The sequence below is a fragment of the Achromobacter sp. FW305-C-28 genome (assembly GCF_058783235.1).
Genome location: NZ_JBYSYL010000009.1, coordinates 232,300 through 253,204, shown reverse-complemented (window position 1 = coordinate 253,204; position 20,905 = coordinate 232,300). Strand labels below are relative to the sequence as shown.

Genomic DNA, 20,905 nt, shown 5'->3' with positions numbered 1-20,905 from the left:
CAAGAATTGATTGGTCAGGGGCGGCCTCGGCCGATAGCATCAGGGGGTGCGATTTCCCCTTCCCGTTTCAGAGGTGACCCCCATGACCCGTTCGATCTCCGGCCGCGTGGCCGAACTTGGCTTGACGCTGGAAGCCGCGTCCGCGCCCGCCGCCAACTACGTGCCTTTCGTCCAGGAAGGCAATCTGCTCTATATCTCGGGCCAGATCTCCCGCCAGAACGGCAAGGCCGCGTTCCTGGGCCAACTGGGCAATCAGATATCCGATGAAGATGGCGTGGCTGCCGCGCGCCTGTCGGGCCTGGGCATCCTGTCGCAAATCGCCGCCGCCACCGGAGACCGCCTGGACCGCGTGGCCCGCGTGGTGCGCCTGGGCGTGTTCGTAGCCAGCACGCCGGACTTCAACCGCCAGAGCGCGGTCGCCAACGGCGCCTCGGACCTGATGGTCGAGGTGTTCGGCGATGCGGGCCGTCACTCGCGCAGCGCCGTCGGCGTGGCGTCGCTGCCGCAAGGCGTGGCCGTGGAAGTCGAAGCGGTCATCGCGCTGACCCCCGCCTGATGCCTTGGCGCCGGGCCGCGGTCCGGCGCCGCTTTCTGGAACTGCCATGCCCGCTGCCCCGTTGACCCCTGACTCCTTGCAGGCGCTGCGCGCCGCCACGCCCGGCACGCGCACTACCGTGCACTTCAACCATGCGGGCGCATCACTGCCGTCCGCCGCCACGCTGGACGCCATCCAGGCCCACCTGCGTCGCGAGGCCGAGCAGGGGCCCATGGAGGCGGGCGTGGCTGCCCGCGCGCTGACCGGCAAGGCCCGCGACCTGGCGGCCCGGCTGCTCAACGCCCAGCCCGATGAAATCGCGCTGACGGGCGGCAATTCACCCGGCTGGGGCGCGGCGTTCGCGGCATTGGGCCCATGGCGCGACGGCGACCGCATCCTGGTTGGCCGCCACGAATGGGGCGGCAACCTGGCGGCCATGCGGCTGGCGACGCGTGGCGTGGACGTGTCGATCGAAACCATTCCGTCCGATGACAGCGGCTGCGTCGACCCCGCGGCCTTGCAGGCCATGCTGGATGCGCGGGTGCGCCTGGTGGCGCTGACCTGGCTGCCCGCCAACGGCGGCCTGATCAACCCCGCTGCCGCCGTGGGCCGGGTGACGCGTGCAGCCGGCGTGCCGTACTACCTGGACGCCGCGCAAGCGGTGGGACAATTGCCGGTGGACGTGGCCGAAGTCGGCTGCGACGTGCTCAGCGGCGCGGGCCGCAAGGCGCTGCGCGGCCCGCGCGGCACCGGCCTGTTGTACGTGCGACGCGAATTTCTGGCCCAACTGACGCCCGCTTTCGTCGACACCTATTCCGCGCCGCTCGATGCTGACGGCGAGCCCCGGCTGCGCGCCGACGCGGCGCGCTTCGAATCCGCCGAGGCGTCGCTGGCGCTGCGTTGCGGCCAGGCCAATGCGTTGCAGGAAGCGCTGGATATCGGCCTGGATACCATCCGCGCCCAGGTCGACGCCACCGCCCAGGCGCTGCGCGCCGAATTGGCTGCCATCCCCGGCATCGAGGTGCTGGACCAGGGGCGCGAACTTTCGGGGTTGGTGTCGTTCAACCTGGCGGGCCAGGAAGCGACTGCCGTGCAGCACGCGCTGGCGGCGCAGGGCATCGTCATCGGCAGCAACGGCGTGCCGTACACGCCGCTGGACATGAATGCGCGCGGGCTGACGCAGATCGCGCGCGCCTCGGTCAGCTACCTGACGCATCCGGACGAAATCGACCGGCTGGTGCAAGCGCTGCGCACCTTGGCCGGCCAGGGCAGATAAGCCCGATGGTCTGGGCTGCTAAGCCGCCGCCCGACGCATGAACGGCGTCCATTTCGTGAAGACCAGCAGGTTGCCGAACATGACCAGCGCCAGGCCCAGCAATGCGGGCGGCGTCCACTGGTAGCCTTCGGCGAACGTGGACACGCTCAGCGCCACCACGGGGAACAGCACGGTGCAGTAGGCGGCGCGCGCCGGCCCCATGCGTCCGACCAGCGTCAGGTAGGCGGTGAAGCCGATCACCGACCCCGGAATCGCCAGGTAGAGCAGGGCGCCCACGTAGGCTGAGGACGTGTCGAAACGGAACGGCACGCCCGCCACGACGCAGCCCGCCAACAGCACCGCGGCGCCGTACAACATGCTGTAGGCATTGCCCGTCAATGGGCGAATGCCTGCGCGCTGCTGCAGCGACGACAGCATGTTGCCGGTGGAAAAGCAGAACGTGCCCAGCAACGCAAAGCCCAGGCCCAGCAGGGTCTCGTGGCTGGCCTGCTGGCCCGACAGTTCCGGCCAGAACAACAACACCAGGCCGGAAAAACCCACCAGGCCGGCGACCATCACGCGCGGGGCGATGCGGGTGCCGAACCACAGCCGCGCGTTCAACGCGTTCCACAGCGTCGCGGCCGAGAACACCACCGACACCAGCCCGCTGGGGATCCATTGCGTGGCCGTGTAGAAGCACAGGAAGTTCAAACAGAACAGGCACAAGCCCTGGCCCAGGCACAACCAGTGCCCGCGCCGATCCAGGCGTTGCAGTTTGCGCGTCAGCAGCAGCATGGCGAACAGCACGAGGCCGGCCAGCGCGAAGCGGTAGAAAATGGACACCGGAATGGCCACCACGCCCAGTTGCAGCTTGATGGCGATCCAGGTGGTGCCCCAGATGACGACGGTCAGGAAATACAGGAAAAGGTTCACTTTGAGACACCCCGCAGGGCAGAAAAAGACATGAGAGCCAGACCTGCGGATAGCGGCCGGCAGCAAGGCCCAGTCTGCCTCGGACGCCGGCGCAGAAATTGCCGGTTCTTGCGGTTTTTTCTTTGTTTGCACATGCCGCAGGCGCGTGGATCGCAGTAGCATTTCGGTTCCATGGGCACCACCGCTTCGGCTCCGTCCGACTTCTCCGTCTTTCGCACCCTGTCCGCGTCCACCGCCACGCTGGAACGCGCGGCCTCGCTGGGCGAGGGCATCGCCATCTCGCAATGGGGCCGCAGCGCCTGCGAGACGCTGGGCTACGACATGCCGGGGCACCACACGCTGTCGCTCTATCTGCACGGCGGTGAAAAATCGTTCCGCGTCGGCAACCCGCTACATGGCGGCGCCGGCAAGTTCTGCGTGCTGCCCGCCGAACACTATTCGCGCTGGAGCATGAACGACACGGTGCATTTCCTGCACCTGTACATCGCGCCGGAACGGCTGGCACGTGAAACCGTGATGCGACTGGACTGTGAACCGCGCACGCTGGAACTGCGTGACCGCACTTACATCCACGACGATTCCCTGACCGATGTCTGCCGGACGCTGCTGGGCACCGACTGGGCCGCGCCCGCCGACCGGCTGGCTGCCAGCAGCGCGGCCGAAACCGTGCTGCACCACCTGCTGAACCAGGGCGTGACGCGCCGCGCCGCCGTCCCCGCGCGCGGCGGCCTGGCGCCTGCCGTGCGGCGGCGCGTGATGGACTACGTCGATGCGCACCTGACGGACGCCCTGACGCTGGACGAGCTGGCCCGCGTGGCTGCGCTGTCCACCTATCACTTCGCCCGCATGTTCCACGCGTCTTTCGGCGAACCGCCGCACGCCTGGGTGCGCGCGCGCCGGCTGGCCCATGCGCGCGGCCTGCTGGCCACGGGCAAGGGCGACCTGGCCGGCATCGCGCAGGCCTCGGGCTTTGGCAATGCCAGCCACCTGTCACGCGTGTTCCGCGATGCCGTGGGCGTCACGCCCGGGCAGTACCGCGCCGCCCGTCGCCGCCACTGAAGCCATCTCTGCGTGGCCACGGCCAGCCCCCTGGGCGGTCTACAATGGCCCATCGCCCTTCGCGGCCTGATCGCCTGCCCTGCCCGCGATGCCATTGCCGACTTCCCGCGACCTTTCCTTCCCCCTCGACGCCCCTGGCCAGTCGCCCGTGCGCGCCCACTGGCTGGCCGAACTCATCCGGCTGCGCGAAGCCCATTGGGGGCCGCTGGAAGACGCCAGCGTGGTGCGGCAGGTGCGCCAGCGGGATGTCCCGCTGCCGGACCGCATCCTGGCCCGCGCCCAACTGCTGGCCCAACGCGAAAACCTGATTCCCCTGGTCGATGGCTGGCGCCGCAGCGCGCTCGCCGTGCTGGCTGTCTTGCTGCTGCTGGCGCTGGTGTCCGGCGTGGGCGTGGCAGCGGGCGCCCTGGGTGACGGCACGCGGCCGGTGAACGTGTTGTGGGCACTGGGCGCCTTGCTCGGCCTGCATGCATTGACCTTTCTGCTGTGGCTGGCCAGCTTTCTGCTGCGGCCCGCGGCCATGACGCCACTGGGGCGGCTGTGGCTCTGGACCACGCGCAAGCTGGCGCGCGGCCCGGACGGCGCGCTGGTGCCCCAAGCCTTCCTGAACCTGATGGCGCGCGCCGGCGCCCTGCGCGGGCTGTTCGGCGCCGTCAGCCACGGCCTGTGGCTGGCCGGGCTGGGCGCGGCGCTGGCAACCCTGCTGATATTGCTGTCCACCGCCAGCTATCGCTTCATCTGGGCCACCACGCTGCTGGCGCCCGACACCTTCGTCTGGCTGACGCAGGCCATCGGCTGGCTGCCATCCAAGCTGGGCTTTGCCCTGCCTGACGCCGCCATGGTGCGCGCCAGCGACGGCGCCCAGGCGCTGGCCGCCGACGCCCAGGTGCAATGGTCGGTATGGCTGATCGGCGTGGTCGTGGTCTACGGCATCCTGCCGCGCCTCGCGGCCTGGCTGGCCTGCCTGGCCGTTGCCCGCCGGGCCGTGCGAACCCTGGCCATCGACCCCACGCTGGCGGGCCATGCGGCGCTGCGCGACCGGCTGGACCCACCGGTCCAGTCCACCGGCATCGACCGGCCGGTAGACCCGTTGCACGAACCGCGTGTCGCGCCGGCCGCGCCGCTTGTCCTGGGCGGCCAGCCCGTGCTGCTGGGGCTCGAGCTGCCCGCGGATCTGCCCTGGCCGCCGGCCGAGCTGCCCGCCACCATCCGCGATGCAGGCAAGCTGGATACCCGCGAACAGCGCCACCGCGTGCTGGATGCCCTGGCTCAGGCCGCTGCCTCGCGCCTGCTGATTGCCTGCGATGCCCGCCAGACCCCCGACCGGGGCACGCTGGCGCTGATTGCGGAACTGGCCGCGCACGCCAGCCAGACACGCGTCTGGCTGCTGGCCCCGGCCAACGCCGACACGCGCGAACCGCTGTGGCGCGAACGCCTGGCCGCCCTGGGGCTGGCCGCGGGCGCCATCCTGGACAGCACCGGCGCCCCCTTGGCCTGGCTGGAGCACGACCATGCCTGATCACGTCATCGGCATCGCGGTGGTGGGGCACACCAACACCGGCAAGACGTCCCTGCTGCGCACGCTGACGCGCGACACCACCTTTGGCGAGGTCGCCGACCGCCCCGGCACCACCCGCCATGTCGAAGGCGCCCGCCTGCGGCTGGACGGCCGCGCCGTGCTGGAATGGTTCGACACGCCCGGCATGGAAGACAGCATTGCCTTGCTCGAATACCTGGAACGCCTGGCGCCCCCCGAAGAACGGCTGGACGGCCCTGCGCGCATCCGGCGTTTTCTCGATACGCCCGAGGCCCATGGCCGCTACGAGCAGGAAGCCCGCGTTCTGAAGAAGATGCTGGACTGCGACGCCGCGCTGTACGTCATCGACGCGCGCGATCCCGTGCTCAGCAAGCACCGCGACGAACTCGCCATCCTGGCCGCCTGCGGCCGCCCCTTGCTGCCCGTACTGAACTTCGTCAATGCACCCGCCCACCGCGCCGCCGAATGGCGCGACGCCCTGGCGCGCCTGGGCCTGCACGCCGCAGTCGAATTCGATACCGTCGCGCCACCGCTGGATGGCGAGCAGCAGCTCTACACCAAGCTTGGCGTGCTGCTGGACCGCCACGCCGATACGCTCGCGCGCCTGGCCGACAGCCTGGCCCGGCAGCGGCGCGAACGCCACGCCGCCGCCTTCGAGCTGCTCGCCGACCTGCTGGTGGATGTGGCCGCGCTGCACATCGCCAGCGCGGGCGACGACACCGCGCTGGCCGAGGCGTCGCAACGCTTGCGCGAACAGGTGCGTCAACGCGAACAAGCCTGCGTCACCGCGCTGCTGGCGCTGTACAACTTCCGTGCGTCCGACTTTTCGGATGATGCGCTGCCGCTGCAGGGCGAACGCTGGGGCATGGACCTGTTCCACCCCCAGGCGCTCAAGGACATGGGCGTGCAGGTCGGCATGGGCGCCGCAGCGGGTGCCATGGCCGGCGCCGCCGTGGACCTGTTCAGCGCGGGCCTGAGCCTGGGCACCGGCATGCTGATCGGCGCCGCCGCCGGTGGCCTGTGGCAGGGCGTGGAAAAGCTCGGCAAGCGTGTGGCGGGCAAACTGCGCGGCTGGCGCGAGATCAGTGTGGACGACGCCGTGCTGCGCCTGTTGGCGCTGCGCCAGCGCCAATTGATCGACGCGCTGGAGCGCCGCGGCCACGCCGCCCGCGACCCGCTGCGGCTGCAACGTCCCGACGACGAATCCCTGCGTCGTGGCCCCTTGCCCGACGCGCTCAAGGAAGCGCGCAGCCGGCCCGAATGGTCGGCGCTGGCCAAAGGCCACGAAGACAGCGAACGCCGCAAGCAAGTGGTGCGCGAATTGGCGAAAACCCTTGCTTCGGACCCGACGCCAGCACCTTGAGTCCGCGCGCCCGCGCCACCCGCCAAACGCACCATTCCCAGCGTGAAGCAAGCAAGGACTAACCCCAATCCAAACCGATTGACGCTTAAACGAATGCGTCTATAAGATTCGATCTGCATCGGTGCGGTCCGTCCCCGCCAATGACAATCACAAGGGGTTGGATCTACCGTGAACCGCCTTTCGTCGTAAGCAGCAACGCCATGCCCCGGCTCCCGGTGGGGCCAGGGCCCTATCACTTCTGTCGCGCTATCCGCGCATTACGGAGCATGAGGGCTATGCGTACTTTTCCCCACATCAAACAAGCGGCGCTGGCGGCTGCACTGACTGCCTCGTTGGCATTCAGCGCCGGCGCGGCCGCCAAGACCTTCCACTGGTCGTATCAAGGCGACGCCACGTCGATGGATCCGATGGCGCTGAACGAAACCTTCACGCTGGGTTTCCAGGGCAACATCTACGAAACGCTGGCCGGCTACGACGGCAACCTGAAGCTGACGCCGCTGCTGGCCGAAAGCTGGGAAAACCCCGAGCCCACCAAGTGGGTCTTCAAGCTGCGCAAAGGCGTGAAGTTCCATGACGGCTCGCCCTTCACGGCCGACGACGTCATCTTCTCCTGGAAGCGCAGCCTCACGCCCGGCTCGGACATGAAGGGCTACGGCGCCAAGGCGTCCGACATCAAGAAGGTCGACGACTACACCATCGAAGTCACCACGCCCACGCCCAATCCCATCTTGCCGCGCGAATGGGTGTTCCTGTACATCATGAGCAAGTCGTGGTCGGAAAAGAACAAGACCACCGAAGCCACCAACGTCAAGGGCGACAACCAGGGCAACTATGCCAACCTGAACGCCAACGGCACCGGGCCGTTCATGCTGGTCTCGCGCCAGCCGGATGTGAAGACGGTGCTCAAGCGCTACGACGGCTACTGGAACAAGGACATCAAGACCAACGTCGACGAAGTCATCTTCCAGCCCATCACACAGGAAGCCACCCGCGTAGCCGCGCTGATTTCCGGCGAAATGGACCTGGTCCAGCCGGTGCCGGTGCAGGACTGGAAGCGCCTGGAAGATGCCAAGGGCGTGAAACCCCTGACCGCGCCCGAAGCCCGCGCCATCTTCATCGGCATGGACCAGGACCGCGACGAACTGCTGTTCTCGGATGTGAAGGGCAAGAACCCCTTCAAGGACCCGAAGGTGCGCGAAGCGGTCGTGCTGGCCGTGGACACCAAGGCCATCAACGAGAAGATCATGCGCAACGCGGCCAAGCCGCTGGGCTCGTTGATCGCCACGGCCATCAACGGCTACGACGAATCGTTCGGCGCCCCCTACAAGCCGGATCCCGAACGCGCCAAGAAGCTGCTGGCCGAAGCCGGCTATCCCAAGGGCTTCACGGTCACCATGGACTGCCCCAACGACCGTTACGTCAATGACGAAAAGGTCTGCCAGGCCGTGGCCGGCATGCTGGCGCGGGTCGGCATCAAGATCAACCTGCTGGCGCAGACCAAATCGAAGTACTTCGGCAAGATCCTGCTGCAGGCCGGCAACCAGACCAGCATGTACATGCTGGGGTGGACGCCCAGTTCGACCGACGCCCACAACACACTGCTGAACCTGACGTCGTGCCGCGATGCCAAGACGGCCGCGGGCCAGTTCAACCTGGGCGGCTACTGCAACAAGAAGGTCGACGACCTGACCAACAAAATCGGCGTTGAAACCGATCAGGCCAAGCGCAACGCGATGATCAAGGAAGCCTTCGGCATCGTGCGCAGCGACTTCGGTTACCTGCCGCTGCACCAGCAGCCGATGTCGTGGGGCGTGAAGGACAACATCAAGGTCATCCAGCGCGCCGACGACGTGCTGGACCTGCGCGACGTCGTCCTGCCGTAGCCCCAAAGGCCGGTAAGCGCCGAGAGGCGCCTGCCGGCCTTCGATGATGCGATCTCCGGGCGGCCGCATGCCGCCCGGGCGCGCCCGGCCCAGCCCCGCTTGCCGCCCCAGGCAACGCGCGGCCCGGCGTTATCCGACCAAGAGGGCATCCAACCATGCTTTCCTTTATTGCGCAGCGGCTGATCCAGTCGGTGCTGGTGATGTTGACGGTGGCGCTGATCGCGTTCTCCATGTTCCGCTATGTGGGCGACCCGATCGCCAGCATGGTCGGGCAGGACACTACGCCCGAACAGCGCGTACAGCTGCGTGAACAGCTCGGCCTGAATGACCCGTTCGTGGTGCAGTACGCGCATTTCGTCGCCAACGCGGTGCGCGGCGACTTCGGCATTTCGTACCGCCATCGTCGCCCCGTCAGCGAACTGCTCGAAGAACGCATGCCTGCCACGCTGGAGCTGTCCTTCGTGTCCGCCGTGATGGCGCTGGCACTCGGCATCCCCATGGGCATCTACACCGCGCTCAAGCGCCATGGCGTGCTGTCCAAGGCCTTCATGGCCATCTCGCTGGCCGGCATTTCGCTGCCCACCTTTCTCATTGGCATCCTGCTCATTCTGTTCTTCGGCGTGCAGCTGCGATGGCTGCCCAGCTTTGGCCGCGGCGACGTGGTGGGGCTGGGCTGGTGGACCACGGGCTTCTTGACCAAGTCCGGCCTGCTGGCGTTGATCATGCCGGCCATTACGCTGGCGCTGTTCCAGATGACCCTGATCATGCGGCTGGTGCGCGCCGAAATGCTGGAAGTGCTGCGCGCCGATTTCATCAAGTTCGCGCGCGCCCGCGGCCTGCCCGAACGGCTGATCAACTTTCGCCACGCACTCAAGAACACCATGGTGCCGGTCATCACCATCACCGGTCTGCAACTGGGTTCCATCATCGCGTTCGCCATCATCACCGAAACGGTGTTCCAGTGGCCGGGCATGGGCCTCTTGTTCATCCAGGCCATCAGCATGGTCGACATCCCCGTGATGGCCGCCTACCTGGTGCTGATCGCCTTCATGTTCGTCGTCATCAACCTGGTGGTCGATCTGCTGTATTTCGCCGTCGACCCGCGCCTGCGCGTGCAGAGCAAATAAGGGAACTCCCAATGATCGCCCGCATCGCTCCCTTTTTCTCGCGCGCCGCCGACAGCGACCTCTGGCACAGCTTCAAGCGTTCGCCAGGCGCCATCGTCGCCGCCGCCGTCACGCTGGTCATTTTGCTGGGTGCACTGGGCGCGCCCCTGATCGCCCCGCACAACCCGTTCGACCTCGCGTCCGTGAACATCATGGACGCCAACACGCCGCCCGCCTGGGAAGAGGGCGGCAGCCCGGATTTCCTGCTGGGCACCGACGACCAGGGCCGCGACATCCTGTCGGCCGTGATGTACGGCTCGCGGGTGTCGCTGCTGGTGGGGTTTGCCTCGGTGCTGTTCTCGATGGTGCTGGGCGTCACGCTGGGCCTCATCAGCGGCTATGCCGGCGGCCGCGTCGACAGCTTCATCATGCGCATCGCCGACGTGCAGCTGTCATTTCCCGCCATCCTGGTGGCGCTGCTGATCGACGGCGTGGCGCGCGGCCTGTTGCCGCGCGACATGCATGACCAGCTGGCGCTATACGTGCTGATCTTCGCCATCGGCATTTCCGGCTGGGTGCAATACGCGCGCACGGTGCGCGGCTCGACGCTGGTCGAGCGCAACAAGGAATACGTGCAGGCGGCGCGGCTCATCGGCATCGGCCGCATCACCATCCTGCGCCGGCACATCCTGCCCAACGTGATGGGGCCGGTGCTCGTCATCGCCACCATCCACCTGGCCATCGCGATCATCACCGAAGCCACCTTGTCGTTCCTGGGCGTGGGCCTGCCGCCCACCGCGCCCTCGCTGGGCACGCTGATCCGCATCGGCAACAGTTATCTTTTCTCGGGCATGTGGTGGATCTCCATCTTCCCCGGCATCGCGCTGGTAGCGTTGGTGCTGTCGGTCAACCTGCTGGGCGACTGGCTGCGCGACGCGCTCAACCCCAAGCTGCGCTGAGGACGTCATGGCCCTGCTCAACATCGAAGACATCCGCATTGAATTTCCCAGCCGCCGCGGCACCCTGGTGGCCGTGGACGGCGTGTCGCTGTCGCTGGAGAAAGGCGAAATCCTGGGCGTGGTCGGCGAGTCCGGCGCCGGCAAGTCCACCATCGGCAACGCCGTGATCGGCCTGCTCGAAGCACCCGGCCGCCTGGCGGGCGGCGCGGTGCTGCTCAACGGCGAACGCATCGACACGCTCACCCCGGCGCAACAGCGCAAAGTGCGCGGCCGCCGCATCGGCATGATCTTCCAGGACCCGCTGACCTCGCTGGACCCGCTGCAAACGGTGGAAAGCCAGCTGGTCGAGACCATGCTGGTACACCTGGACCTGACGCACGATGCCGCCAAGAAACGCGCCGTGCAGTTGCTGGCGCAGGTGGGCATCGACCAGCCCGAGCTGCGCGTGCAGCAGTATCCCCATCAGTTCTCGGGCGGTATGCGGCAACGCGTGGTGATCGCGCTGGCGCTGTGCTGCGAACCCGAAGTGATCATCGCGGACGAGCCCACCACGGCGCTGGATGTGTCCATCCAGGCGCAGATCCTGGACCTGCTGAAAAAGCTGTGCCGCCAGGAACAGGTGGGCATGATCATCATCACCCACGATATGGGCGTGATCGCCGACGTGACCGACCGGGTGGCCGTGCTGTACCACGGCAAGCTGGTCGAGCAAGGCCCCACCGCCAAGATCCTGGGCGACCCCGACCACCCCTACACCCGCAGCCTGATCTCGGCCGTGCCGCGGCCGGACATCAAACTCAAGCGCTTCCCGCTGGTCACCTACATCGAAGACGTCAAGACGCCCGCCAAGCCGCTGGATCTCGCCACGCACTGGCTGGGGCAGCGCCGCGACTTCGGCGCGGCCACCGGCGGCCCGCTGGTGCAGGTCAAGGACCTGTCCATGCGCTTCGTGCTCAAGGCCGCGCTGCTCAAACGCAACCAGCGCACGCTGGATGCCGTCAAGCGCATCAATTTCTCGATCGGCGAAGGCGAGGTCTTCGGCCTGGTGGGCGAATCCGGCTCGGGCAAGTCCACCGTGGCGCGGCTGATCTCGGGGCTGTATACGCCCAGCGAAGGATCGGTCAATTTCGGCGGCACCGACCTCACGGCGCTCAAGGGAGAAAAGCAGCTCAATCCCTTCCGCCGCCAGATCCAGATGATCTTCCAGGACCCGTTCTCGTCGCTCAATCCGCGCATGCGCGTGCTGGATATCGTGGCCGAACCGATCCGCTTCCACAAGCTGGCAGCCAACGAAGCCGAAACCCGCCAAGTGGTCGCCGACCTGCTCGACGTGGTGGGGCTGGGCGACCGCGCCGCCGAGCGTTTTCCGCATGAATTCTCGGGCGGGCAGCGCCAGCGCATCTGCATTGCGCGCGCCCTCGCTACGCGGCCGCGTTTTCTCATCTGCGACGAGCCCACCTCGGCGCTGGACGTGTCCATCCAGGCGCAGATCCTGAACCTGCTGAAAGACCTGCAGGAGCAGCTGGGCCTGACCATGCTGTTCATCAGCCACGACCTGCCGGTGATCCGCCAGATGTGCGATCGCGTCGGCGTGATGCGCTACGGCGAACTGCTCGAAGTGGCGGATACGGAAGCGCTGTTCGAACATCCCCAGCACCCCTATAGCCAGCACCTGCTGGGGCTGATGCCCCGATTGCAGGCCATGTCCCGCGAAGGGCTGGAAGTGATCGGCTAGGGGCAGTCCATACCAAGGAGCGAGACATGACGGCAACGCGGCAAACCCTGTTCATCGGCGGCAAAGTGTTCGACGGCCTGGGCAAAGTCCTGCCCAATCACGGCGTGCTGGTGGAAGGCGAGCGTATCGTGCGCGTGGCGCCGGCCGGTGAATTCACCGGCTTCGCGGGGCGACAGGTGGATACGAGCGGCATGACGCTGATGCCCAGCCTGGCCGATTGCCACGTGCACCTGGTCTATACCGGCGGCGCCGATCCGCAGACGCAGATGGCCAAGCAAGGACCTGCCCAGATCACGCTGACCGCACTGGAAAACGCGCAGGCGGCGCTGCGCGGCGGCTGCACGGCATTGCGTGATTGCGGCGGCAAGGACTACCTGGAATTCGGCGTGCGCGACGCCATTGCGCGGGGCGTCTTTCCCGGCCCGACCATCAAGGCCTCGGGCCGCATCATCTGCATGACGGGCGGCCACGGCAATCGCATCGGCCGCGTGGCCGACGGCTGCGAGGAAGTGGTCAAGGCCGTGCGCGAGCAGGTCCATGCCGGCTGCGACCTCGTCAAGATCATGGCCACCGGCGGCGTCATGACGCCAGGCGTCAGCCCCATGGATGCGCACTACAGCTTCGACGAAATGAAGGCCGGGGTACACGAGGCCAAGCGCTTTCGCAAAAGCACGGCCAGCCACGCGCAGGGCACCCAGGGCATCCTGAACGCCGTGCGCGCGGGCATCGACTCGATCGAGCACGGCATCTTCATGGACGACGACTGCCTGCGTGAAATGCTGGAGGCCCAGACCTACCTGGTCCCGACCATCGCGGCCGTGCGCAACATCGTGGCCAACGCCGACAACGGCATTCCCGCCTACGCGGTGGAAAAGGCCCGCGCGGTGGAACAGCGCCACCGCGAATCCATCCAGATGTACTACAAGGCCGGCGGCCGCATCGCGCTGGGCACCGACGCCGGCACGCCCTTCAACCTGCATGGCGACAACGCGATGGAACTGGCCTACATGGTCGAATTCGGCATGACGCCGATTGACGCGCTGATCGCCGGCACATCCCGCGGCCACGACCTGATGGGCATGGACCGGCATGGCGCCGTGCTGGAAGGCAACGTGGCCGACCTGCTGCTGGTGCAGGGCGACCCCACCGAAGACATCAAGAAGGCCGCCGACAAGCGCTTCCACGTGGCCGTGCTACGTAACGGCGATGTGGCGGCGGGGGCCTTGCCGGCGTGAGATCCCGCGGACGCGGACCCTGGCGCGGGTCCGCGGCGCCTCAGCGATCGCGCGGCATCAGCGGCCGGGCCATGAACGCATCGACCGTCATGCGTTCGCCGTTGATATCCACCTGACCACCCTCGAAGTTCAGATTGGTGACCAGCTTGTCGCCGTCCTGACGCCCCCATTGACTCTGCAGGAACCGGTCGCGGATGGCATCGGCCTGCTGACGCGCCGCGTCGCGCGCGACCTCGGCAGGCAGCCCCTCTGCCAGGCCACGCACCGAGATCAGGTCCACCAGGCTCCCGGCGGGCACGCTCAGGCGCAAGTCCAGCTTCTTCACGGTTTCCTTGATGATCGCGGCCGGCGCGCGATTCCACAGCGTAGGCGCATCCAATGCCACCTCCAGCCGCAGCGTCGCCGGGCCGCTGGGCGTGTCCACCTGCAAGGTGTCCACCGAGAAGGCCGGCTTGGCCAGCAGGAACTTCATCAGATGCGCCATGCCCTCCACTTTCTCGCCCATCGATGCGCCGCCCTCAGCCTGCTCCATCGTGCCGCGAAAGGCCTCGAACGAGGCCAGGTCCACGTTCGCTGCGCGGGCCGTCATGCGCACGCTGGCCACCTGCGTGCCGCGCACATCGATCCCTGCGACCTGCACCTTCAACGTGTTGTTCATGGCATTGCGCGTACCGCTGGCGTTGGCCGTCACGACCAGATCGCGCAACGTGACCGGCTGATCGTCGACCTCCACCGCCCAGTGCTTGATCGCCGCCTGGCTGGCGCTGGTCACCGCGCCATCGGCGGCCTGGGTCGATTCGTGCGAGAGGTCCAGCCCGCGCAGGGACAGCCGGCGCGTACGCGTGACGCCCTTTTCGTCGAACGGCTCGGTGGAATCCATCTTCTCGGCCGCAACGGCAAACGTCGTGTGCCTGCCATCCGGCGCCACGCTGGCCCGGGCCTGCAGGCCCGAGAAGCTGACCGTGGTGCCATCCTGCGCATAATCCACCGGCGCCAGCGTCAACGTGCCCGACACCACCCGGCCATAGCTGGCCACGGCCTCGGCCATTGCCGGCGCCGCGCCCTTGGCCCCACTGAACCATGCGGCGGTCGAGGGCGTCTCGGCCAATTGCACGCGAGCGGCGGCCATGGCGGGCATGAAATGGCCTTCGGCAAGCCGGAACAGGGGAAACGGGCCATGATCGATGCGCGCCACGAACTGGACGTCCTGCTCGTCGGCAACGCGGTCCTGCTCGGACGGCGCGGCCAGCACGCGGTAACGCGCGTGCGATGTGAACACGCCCCGCTCGAACGACATCTGTTCGAACGACACGGACTGACCCCTCACCGTCAAGCCGATCTGCTGCGCCTGCGCATTGACCGTCTCGGCCAACGGCCCCAGCCCAGCCTCCAGCTGCTTGCCCGTGTACCAGGCGGTGCCGGTCCAGATCGCACCCAGCGCCACCACCGCGCAGCCTGTCGATACCCACTTTCTCATGATGCCCCTTTTGGTGTTGTGATCGTCACATGAAAAACGGGCTGCCGCACCCGAAGGCGCCGCAGCCCGCAATGGGCGCCGGCATCACGCCGGCGCGTCCGATCGAGTGCCCTGAATGGCTTAGCGCATGCCACCCATCGCGCCGCTCATGACCATCATCATGAACTGCTGCAGCGGCATCTTCTTGCCGTTGAAGTCGACCTGGCCGTCGGCATAGTTCAGGTAGGAAACGATGTTGTCGTTTTCAACCTTGGCCACGCCCATGGCGGTCGCCATGGTGCCGATCATTTCGGCCTGGCCCTTGGCGGTCTGCGTGGCACGGTCGGCCGGCACGCCTTGCAGCTGCGGCTGGATCGACATCAGGTCGGCCATGTTGCCCTTGGACAGCACCAGCTTGGCGTCCAGCTTGCGGATCGCCTGCGAGGCTACGTCCCAGACGTTCTTATCAACCGAGGCCGGCTTGGTCAGGTCCACGTCCAGATTGAACGTGGACGTGCCGTTGGCAGTGCGCACCTGCAGGGGCGACACCGACAGGCTGGGGTTGCCGGCCATCAGCAGTTCGACGTTGGTCTTGAGCACTTGCTGTTCTTCAGGCGTGAAATCCGGCGTCGGCTTCTCGCTGCCGCTTTGCACCATGCGGCGCGATGCGGCTTCGTAGACGTCGTTCAGGGCCTTGAGCGCCTTGGGATCCAGATTCTTCAGGCCCAGGGCCAGCTGCATGCCCGCCATGTCCTTGTTCTCGACATTGATCATGCCGAAATCCAGCATCAGCTTGCCGCTGATTCCCGCGTCGGCTTCCGCCAGGTCCACGGCCACGGTGGTGTCCTTGAACTGCACGGGCGGACGGGTCTTGGACGAAATCGTCCAGTCCTTGAAGGTCAGCTTCTGGCTGCCCATGAGCATGTCGCTCTTGCCCGGGGTCAAGTCGCTGTTGAACGTGATGCCCTTGATGGCCATGCCCACGATGTCGCTTTCGTCGGCCGGACCCGACAGCGCCACGCTGTCGCTCTTCATGGCGAAGATGCCGTGCTTGGTGCCGGTTTCGTAGGTGACGTCACCCGTCATGCCCGCGAAGGTCAGCGTGGTGGCGTTGCTGGTGGCTTCGGCCGGGGCCAGGTTGAACGTGCCCGAGATGGTCTTGCCATAGCTGACGCTGTAGGCGCCAGACAGCGGGGTCACGCCCTTGGTGGCGGTGAACCAGCCCTTGACGGCGGGGGTTTCCTCGATCTTGAAGCGGCTGGCAACCATGGCCGGCGCCAGCTTGCCCGACGTCAGGTTCGACAGCGGGAAGGGGCCGTGATCCAGTTGCTCGGTGAACTGGACTTCGTGCTCTTCGGCCGGCTTGCCATCCTTGGCAGGCAACGTGAACTTCACGCGATAACGCTCGGACGAGGAAAACACGCCGCGCTCGAACGACATCAGTTCGATGACGGCGTTCACGCCCCATTTGTCGGCGACCTTCCTGAGTTCGACGTTGCCGTCGTCAATCGATTGCTTGACGAACGCTTCGGCCTTTTGACCGGTGTACCAGGCCGTGCCCGTCCAGATTGCGCCCAGCGCAACGACCAAACCCGCTACTGCCGCCTTTTTCATAGCAACCCTTTATTTCTTTATGTGGGAGATAAGCGCTCGGATTATAGGGAGCATCGCCCTAGGGATTACACCTAAATCGTAATAGCCGCTGCCAAATGTTACTTAGTTATACATCCCTCGGGAATCGCACGGGTGTTGCGGCGCGGCATCAGCTACAATCCACGGGTGTGCTTTGCCAATCTGCACACGTCCGCTAGGCACTTCGCCGCCAAGCTTCGCCCAATCAGGGCGCTTCCCTTTTCTCCTTATTCGTCCGCCTGGATTGGAGTCTCTCAACTTGAGCGACGGGCTGCCGCTGGAGTTGTTTTGACTACCTCTTCCTCTTTCGCCGACCTCGGGCTGGCTGATTCCCTGTTGCGCGCCATTGCCGACACCGGCTATACCGCACCCACCCCCATCCAGGCCCAGGCGATTCCGCAGGTCCTGAAAGGCGGCGACCTGCTCGCCGCCGCCCAGACCGGCACCGGCAAGACCGCTGGCTTCACGCTCCCCATCCTGCATCTGCTGATGCAGAAAAAGCTCGAGGCCCGCAAGCCCGGCCGCCCCCGTTGCCTGATCCTGACCCCGACGCGTGAACTGACCGCGCAGGTGGCCGAATCGGTGCAGACCTACGGCAAGCACACCTCGCTGACGTCCATGGTGATGTTCGGCGGCGTCAACATCAACCCCCAGATCTCCGCGCTGCGCAAGCCGCTGGACATCCTGGTGGCCACGCCCGGCCGTCTGCTGGATCACTGCGGCCAGAAAACGGTCGACCTGTCCGGCGTCGAGATCCTGGTGCTGGACGAAGCCGACCGCATGCTGGACATGGGCTTCATCCGCGACATCCGCAAGATCCTGGCCCTGCTGCCCAAGCAGCGCCAGAACCTGCTGTTCTCGGCTACGTTCTCGGACGAGATCCGTTCGCTGGCCCGCGGCGTGCTGAATGATCCGGGCGAGGTCTCGGTCACCCCGCGCAACACCGCCACCGAACTGGTCACCCAGACGGTGCACCTGGTCGAACAGCACCACAAACGCGACCTGATCAGCCACATCATCCGTGAAAGCGGCTGGCACCAGGTACTGGTGTTCACGCGCACCAAGCACGGCGCCAACCGCTTGGCTGAAAAGCTCGTGAAAGACGGCCTGACCGCCGCCGCCATCCACGGCAACAAGAGCCAATCGGCCCGCACCCGTGCGCTGGCCGGCTTCAAGGACGGCACCGTCACGGTGCTGGTGGCCACCGACATCGCTGCACGCGGCCTGGACATCGACCAGTTGCCCCAAGTGGTCAACTTCGAGCTGCCCAACGTGCCGGAAGACTACGTGCACCGCATCGGCCGCACGGGCCGCGCCGGCGCCACGGGCGCCGCGGTCTCGCTGGTGGACAACAGCGAAATCAAGCTGCTCAAGGACATCGAGCGCCTGATCAAGAAGACCATCGAGCGCAAGCCGGTGCTGGACTGGACGCCGCCCGCCACCAGCGCGGCAGCCTTTGACCGCCAGGAACGCGACGAAGACGCGCGCTCCCCGCGCGGCGGCAACCGCAACGGCGGCCGCGGTGGCAACGGCAACGGCGGCGACCGCCGCTCGCGCCCGGCCAACGCCGCGCCTCGCAGCGCCGGTGGCGGCCGTGCGCCGGCGCCGGCCCGCGCCGGCGGCGAAAGCCGTAGCGGCCAGGCCTCGCGCGATGGCAAGCCCGCCGAGCGTCCGGCCCACGCCGGCCGCAACGAGGCCCGCCCGCAGCAGAACCACCGCCGCCCCGAAGGCTCGGCACGTCCCGCCGGCAACGGCGGCTCGGGCCGTCCGGCAGGGTCCCCCCGCGCCGCGCTGCTGTCCAAGTAATATTCCAGGCAATCCTTCCAGAGCGATCCACGGACCCGCGCCATCATGCCCCTCTCAACCTGGTTGACGTTCTTCCTGGCCTCCTGGGCCATTTCGTTCTCTCCCGGCGCAGGGGCCATTTCGGCCATGTCTTCCGGCCTGAAATACGGGTTCGCGCGCGGCTACTGGAACACGGCCGGCCTCATCATGGGCATCCTGTTCCAGTTCGTCGTGGTCGCTGTCGGCCTGGGCGCAGTGCTGGCCACGTCCGAGATGGCCTTCAACGTGGTCAAGTACCTGGGCGTGGCCTACCTGATCTACCTGGGCGTGCGCCAGATCCGCACCGATGCCGCGCCCGTCGCGGTGGACGCGGGCGATCCCAAGCAGGCCTCGATCCGCGAGCTGGTGATGCGCGGCTTCCTGATCAACACCATGAACCCCAAGGGCACGGTGTTCCTCTTGGCAGTCGTGCCGCAGTTCGTCGATACTGCCTTGCCGCTGACGCCGCAATACGCGGCGCTGGCGGGCACGCTGGCCTTCACCGACCTGGTCGCGATGGGTGTCTACACCCTGCTGGCGGCCCGCGTGCTGCGCCTGCTGCGCGACGCCAAGCACATCCGCTGGATGAACCGCACCTTCGGTTCGCTGTTCATCCTGGCCGGCGTGTTCCTGGCGTCGTTCCGTCGCCATTCCTGAATTTTTTCGCGCGGGGCACGCGCCGGCAGCGGCGCGTGCCCCGCTTGTTTTGATGCACGATACCGGACCGCGCCGGACTGAAATGCGGCGTTGAGTAGAATCCTCCGATCATGAACATCCCTCAAGAAGTCGCGCGGCGCCGCACGTTCGCCATCATTTCCCACCCTGACGCGGGCAAGACCACGCTCACCGAAAAGCTGCTGCTGTTCGCAGGCGCGATCCAGATCGCCGGCAGCGTCAAGGCGCGCAAGGCGTCGCGCCACGCCTCGTCCGACTGGATGGAAATCGAAAAGCAGCGCGGCATTTCCGTGGCGTCCTCGGTGATGCAGATGGAATACCGCGACTGCGTCATCAACCTGCTCGACACCCCGGGCCACCAGGACTTCTCCGAAGACACCTACCGGGTGCTGACGGCCGTTGATGCCGCGCTGATGGTGATCGACGCCGCCAACGGCGTCGAGCCGCAGACGATCCGCCTGCTGCAGGTCTGCCGGGCCCGCAACACGCCCATCATCACGTTCATCAACAAGATGGACCGCGAAGTGCGCGAGCCGCTCGAACTGCTGTCCGAGATCGAAGGCCACCTCGGCATGGACGCCGTGCCGTTCTCGTGGCCCGTGGGCATGGGCAAGGCCTTCGGCGGCGTGTTCGACATTCGCCGCGACCGCATGCGCGTGTTCCGCCCCGGTCAGGAGCGCCGCTCGGACAACGACGACTTCATCGAAGGCCTGGCCAACCCCGAGATCGGCCGCCGCTTCGGCTCGGCCTTCGATCAGGCCAGCGGCGAGATCGAACTGATCAACGAAGCCGCCCCCGCGTTCGACCGCGCCCAGTTCCTGGCCGGCAAGCAGACCCCGGTGTTCTTCGGTTCGGCCATCAACAACTTCGGCGTGCAGGAAGTGCTGGACGCCCTGGTCGAGCAGGCCCCGCCGCCCGGCCCGCGCATGGCCCTGCAACGCGAGGTGCAACCGGAAGAGCCCAAGTTCACGGGCGTCGTCTTCAAGGTGCAGGCCAACATGGACCCGGCCCACCGCGACCGCGTCGCCTTCGTGCGCGTCAGCTCCGGCCGCTTCGAACGCGGCATGCGCCTGAAGGTTGCGCGCACCAACAAGGAAATGCGCCCCAACAACGTGGTGTCGTTCCTGTCGCAGCGCCGCGAGCTGCTCGACGAAGCCTATGCCGGCGACGTCATCGGCATCCCCAACCACGGCGTGCTGCAACTGGGCGACGTGCTGACCGAAGGCGAGACCCTGCAGTTCACCGGCCTGCCGTTCTTCGCGCCCGAGCTGTTCCAGGCGGTTGAAGTGAAAGACCCGCTGCGCACCAAGCAATTGCGCACCGGCCTGACCCAATTGGGCGAAGAGGGCGCCATCCAGGTGTTCCGCCCCGAGGCCGCCGGCGGCTCGCTGCTGCTTGGCGCAGTCGGCCAGCTGCAGTTCGAAGTCGTCGCCCACCGCCTGAAAACCGAGTACGGCGTAGACGCCCGGATGCTGCCTTCGCGCTACACAATGGCACGTTGGATTACGTCTGAAAACCCCAAGGCGCTGCGCAAGTTCATGGATGCCAATGCGGCTCATATCGCCTATGATGTGGTCGATGCGGCGGCGTTTTTGATCAGTTCTCCTGCGCAGTTGCGCGTAGCCGAAGAACTGTATCCGGATGTGAAATTCCACGCCATGCGAGAGCACGGCGGCAAGGTCTTCGGAGACAAGGCGTAGACCCGTTCGGGTACCGCA

General features: G+C 66.8%; 16 protein-coding genes. 13 read left to right on the top strand and 3 right to left on the bottom strand.

Annotation, left to right across the window (positions count from 1 at the left end):
- The first annotated feature begins 82 nt into the window (after positions 1-82).
- Entirely contained in the window at positions 83-556 is a 474-nt protein-coding gene (locus AC3WMR_RS21965; protein WP_492264937.1) for a RidA family protein, read from the top strand.
- A 46-nt stretch (positions 557-602) separates the two neighbouring features.
- Positions 603-1,811, top strand: coding sequence for an aminotransferase class V-fold PLP-dependent enzyme (locus AC3WMR_RS21960; protein ID WP_492264936.1), 1,209 nt, complete (start codon positions 603-605; stop codon positions 1,809-1,811).
- An 18-nt stretch (positions 1,812-1,829) separates the two neighbouring features.
- On the opposite strand, the gene AC3WMR_RS21955 is transcribed toward AC3WMR_RS21960, so the two are convergent.
- A complete protein-coding gene (locus AC3WMR_RS21955; protein ID WP_492264935.1) occupies positions 1,830-2,723 on the bottom strand; it encodes a DMT family transporter in 894 nt (297 codons plus the stop codon).
- A 171-nt stretch (positions 2,724-2,894) separates the two neighbouring features.
- Here AC3WMR_RS21955 and AC3WMR_RS21950 point away from each other — a divergent pair, with 171 nt between their 5' ends.
- The 8 genes from AC3WMR_RS21950 (at position 2,895) to AC3WMR_RS21915 (ending at position 13,600) form a co-directional block, all read left to right on the top strand.
- Complete coding sequence (locus AC3WMR_RS21950) at positions 2,895-3,782, top strand: helix-turn-helix domain-containing protein (protein ID WP_492264934.1); 888 nt, start codon at positions 2,895-2,897, stop codon at positions 3,780-3,782.
- 88 nt (positions 3,783-3,870) lie between these two features.
- On the top strand, positions 3,871-5,301 hold the full coding sequence (locus AC3WMR_RS21945) for a DUF2868 domain-containing protein (RefSeq protein ID WP_492264933.1): 1,431 nt from the start codon (positions 3,871-3,873) through the stop codon (positions 5,299-5,301).
- Complete coding sequence (locus AC3WMR_RS21940; RefSeq protein WP_492264932.1) at positions 5,294-6,682, top strand: GTPase/DUF3482 domain-containing protein; 1,389 nt, start codon at positions 5,294-5,296, stop codon at positions 6,680-6,682. Before AC3WMR_RS21945 ends, AC3WMR_RS21940 begins: the two co-directional genes overlap by 8 nt.
- Positions 6,683-6,957: 275 nt before the next feature.
- The gene (locus tag AC3WMR_RS21935; protein ID WP_025139964.1) at positions 6,958-8,565 is read left to right on the top strand and encodes an ABC transporter substrate-binding protein; all 1,608 of its coding nucleotides are present in this window, start codon (positions 6,958-6,960) and stop codon (positions 8,563-8,565) included.
- 155 nt (positions 8,566-8,720) lie between these two features.
- A complete protein-coding gene (locus tag AC3WMR_RS21930; protein ID WP_025139965.1) occupies positions 8,721-9,692 on the top strand; it encodes an ABC transporter permease in 972 nt (323 codons plus the stop codon).
- A gap of 11 nt (positions 9,693-9,703) precedes the next feature.
- The gene (locus AC3WMR_RS21925) at positions 9,704-10,630 is read left to right on the top strand and encodes an ABC transporter permease (RefSeq protein ID WP_492264931.1); all 927 of its coding nucleotides are present in this window, start codon (positions 9,704-9,706) and stop codon (positions 10,628-10,630) included.
- A 7-nt stretch (positions 10,631-10,637) separates the two neighbouring features.
- Positions 10,638-12,365, top strand: coding sequence for a dipeptide ABC transporter ATP-binding protein (locus tag AC3WMR_RS21920; RefSeq protein WP_492264930.1), 1,728 nt, complete (start codon positions 10,638-10,640; stop codon positions 12,363-12,365).
- Between the two features lie 26 nt (positions 12,366-12,391).
- Positions 12,392-13,600, top strand: a complete 1,209-nt coding sequence (locus tag AC3WMR_RS21915) for a metal-dependent hydrolase family protein (RefSeq protein ID WP_492264929.1) — start codon at positions 12,392-12,394, stop codon at positions 13,598-13,600.
- 40 nt (positions 13,601-13,640) lie between these two features.
- Here the strand turns inward: AC3WMR_RS21915 and AC3WMR_RS21910 are convergent, their stop codons facing one another.
- Together AC3WMR_RS21910 and AC3WMR_RS21905 are read right to left on the bottom strand one after the other, a co-directional pair.
- On the bottom strand, positions 13,641-15,077 hold the full coding sequence (locus AC3WMR_RS21910; protein WP_492264928.1) for a YdgA family protein: 1,437 nt from the start codon (positions 15,075-15,077) through the stop codon (positions 13,641-13,643).
- Between the two features lie 120 nt (positions 15,078-15,197).
- On the bottom strand, positions 15,198-16,670 hold the full coding sequence (locus tag AC3WMR_RS21905; RefSeq protein WP_492264927.1) for a YdgA family protein: 1,473 nt from the start codon (positions 16,668-16,670) through the stop codon (positions 15,198-15,200).
- Positions 16,671-16,976: 306 nt separating this feature from the next.
- Between AC3WMR_RS21905 and AC3WMR_RS21900 the strand changes: the two genes are divergently transcribed.
- The 3 genes from AC3WMR_RS21900 to AC3WMR_RS21890 all read left to right on the top strand — a co-directional run bounded on the left by AC3WMR_RS21900 (position 16,977) and on the right by AC3WMR_RS21890 (position 20,887).
- Positions 16,977-18,494 (top strand): DEAD/DEAH box helicase, encoded by a 1,518-nt coding sequence (locus AC3WMR_RS21900; protein ID WP_492264926.1) that lies wholly within the window; start codon positions 16,977-16,979, stop codon positions 18,492-18,494.
- Between the two features lie 45 nt (positions 18,495-18,539).
- Positions 18,540-19,169, top strand: coding sequence for a LysE family translocator (locus AC3WMR_RS21895; protein WP_006386996.1), 630 nt, complete (start codon positions 18,540-18,542; stop codon positions 19,167-19,169).
- A gap of 110 nt (positions 19,170-19,279) precedes the next feature.
- Positions 19,280-20,887 carry a peptide chain release factor 3 gene (locus AC3WMR_RS21890; RefSeq protein ID WP_492264925.1) on the top strand — a complete coding sequence of 536 codons (1,608 nt, stop codon included), beginning with the start codon at positions 19,280-19,282 and terminating at the stop codon, positions 20,885-20,887.
- Positions 20,888-20,905: the final 18 nt, after the last annotated feature.

Coding starts and splice junctions, on each gene's coding strand:
- AC3WMR_RS21930 (WP_025139965.1), top strand. CDS start 8,721: ATGCTTTCCTTTATTGCGCAGCGGCTGATCCAGTCGGTGCTGGTGATG.
- AC3WMR_RS21940 (WP_492264932.1), top strand. CDS start 5,294: ATGCCTGATCACGTCATCGGCATCGCGGTGGTGGGGCACACCAACACC.
- AC3WMR_RS21925 (WP_492264931.1), top strand. CDS start 9,704: ATGATCGCCCGCATCGCTCCCTTTTTCTCGCGCGCCGCCGACAGCGAC.
- AC3WMR_RS21890 (WP_492264925.1), top strand. CDS start 19,280: ATGAACATCCCTCAAGAAGTCGCGCGGCGCCGCACGTTCGCCATCATT.
- AC3WMR_RS21950 (WP_492264934.1), top strand. CDS start 2,895: ATGGGCACCACCGCTTCGGCTCCGTCCGACTTCTCCGTCTTTCGCACC.
- AC3WMR_RS21935 (WP_025139964.1), top strand. CDS start 6,958: ATGCGTACTTTTCCCCACATCAAACAAGCGGCGCTGGCGGCTGCACTG.
- AC3WMR_RS21915 (WP_492264929.1), top strand. CDS start 12,392: ATGACGGCAACGCGGCAAACCCTGTTCATCGGCGGCAAAGTGTTCGAC.
- AC3WMR_RS21945 (WP_492264933.1), top strand. CDS start 3,871: ATGCCATTGCCGACTTCCCGCGACCTTTCCTTCCCCCTCGACGCCCCT.
- AC3WMR_RS21905 (WP_492264927.1), bottom strand. CDS start 16,670: ATGAAAAAGGCGGCAGTAGCGGGTTTGGTCGTTGCGCTGGGCGCAATC.
- AC3WMR_RS21920 (WP_492264930.1), top strand. CDS start 10,638: ATGGCCCTGCTCAACATCGAAGACATCCGCATTGAATTTCCCAGCCGC.
- AC3WMR_RS21965 (WP_492264937.1), top strand. CDS start 83: ATGACCCGTTCGATCTCCGGCCGCGTGGCCGAACTTGGCTTGACGCTG.
- AC3WMR_RS21895 (WP_006386996.1), top strand. CDS start 18,540: ATGCCCCTCTCAACCTGGTTGACGTTCTTCCTGGCCTCCTGGGCCATT.
- AC3WMR_RS21960 (WP_492264936.1), top strand. CDS start 603: ATGCCCGCTGCCCCGTTGACCCCTGACTCCTTGCAGGCGCTGCGCGCC.
- AC3WMR_RS21910 (WP_492264928.1), bottom strand. CDS start 15,077: ATGAGAAAGTGGGTATCGACAGGCTGCGCGGTGGTGGCGCTGGGTGCG.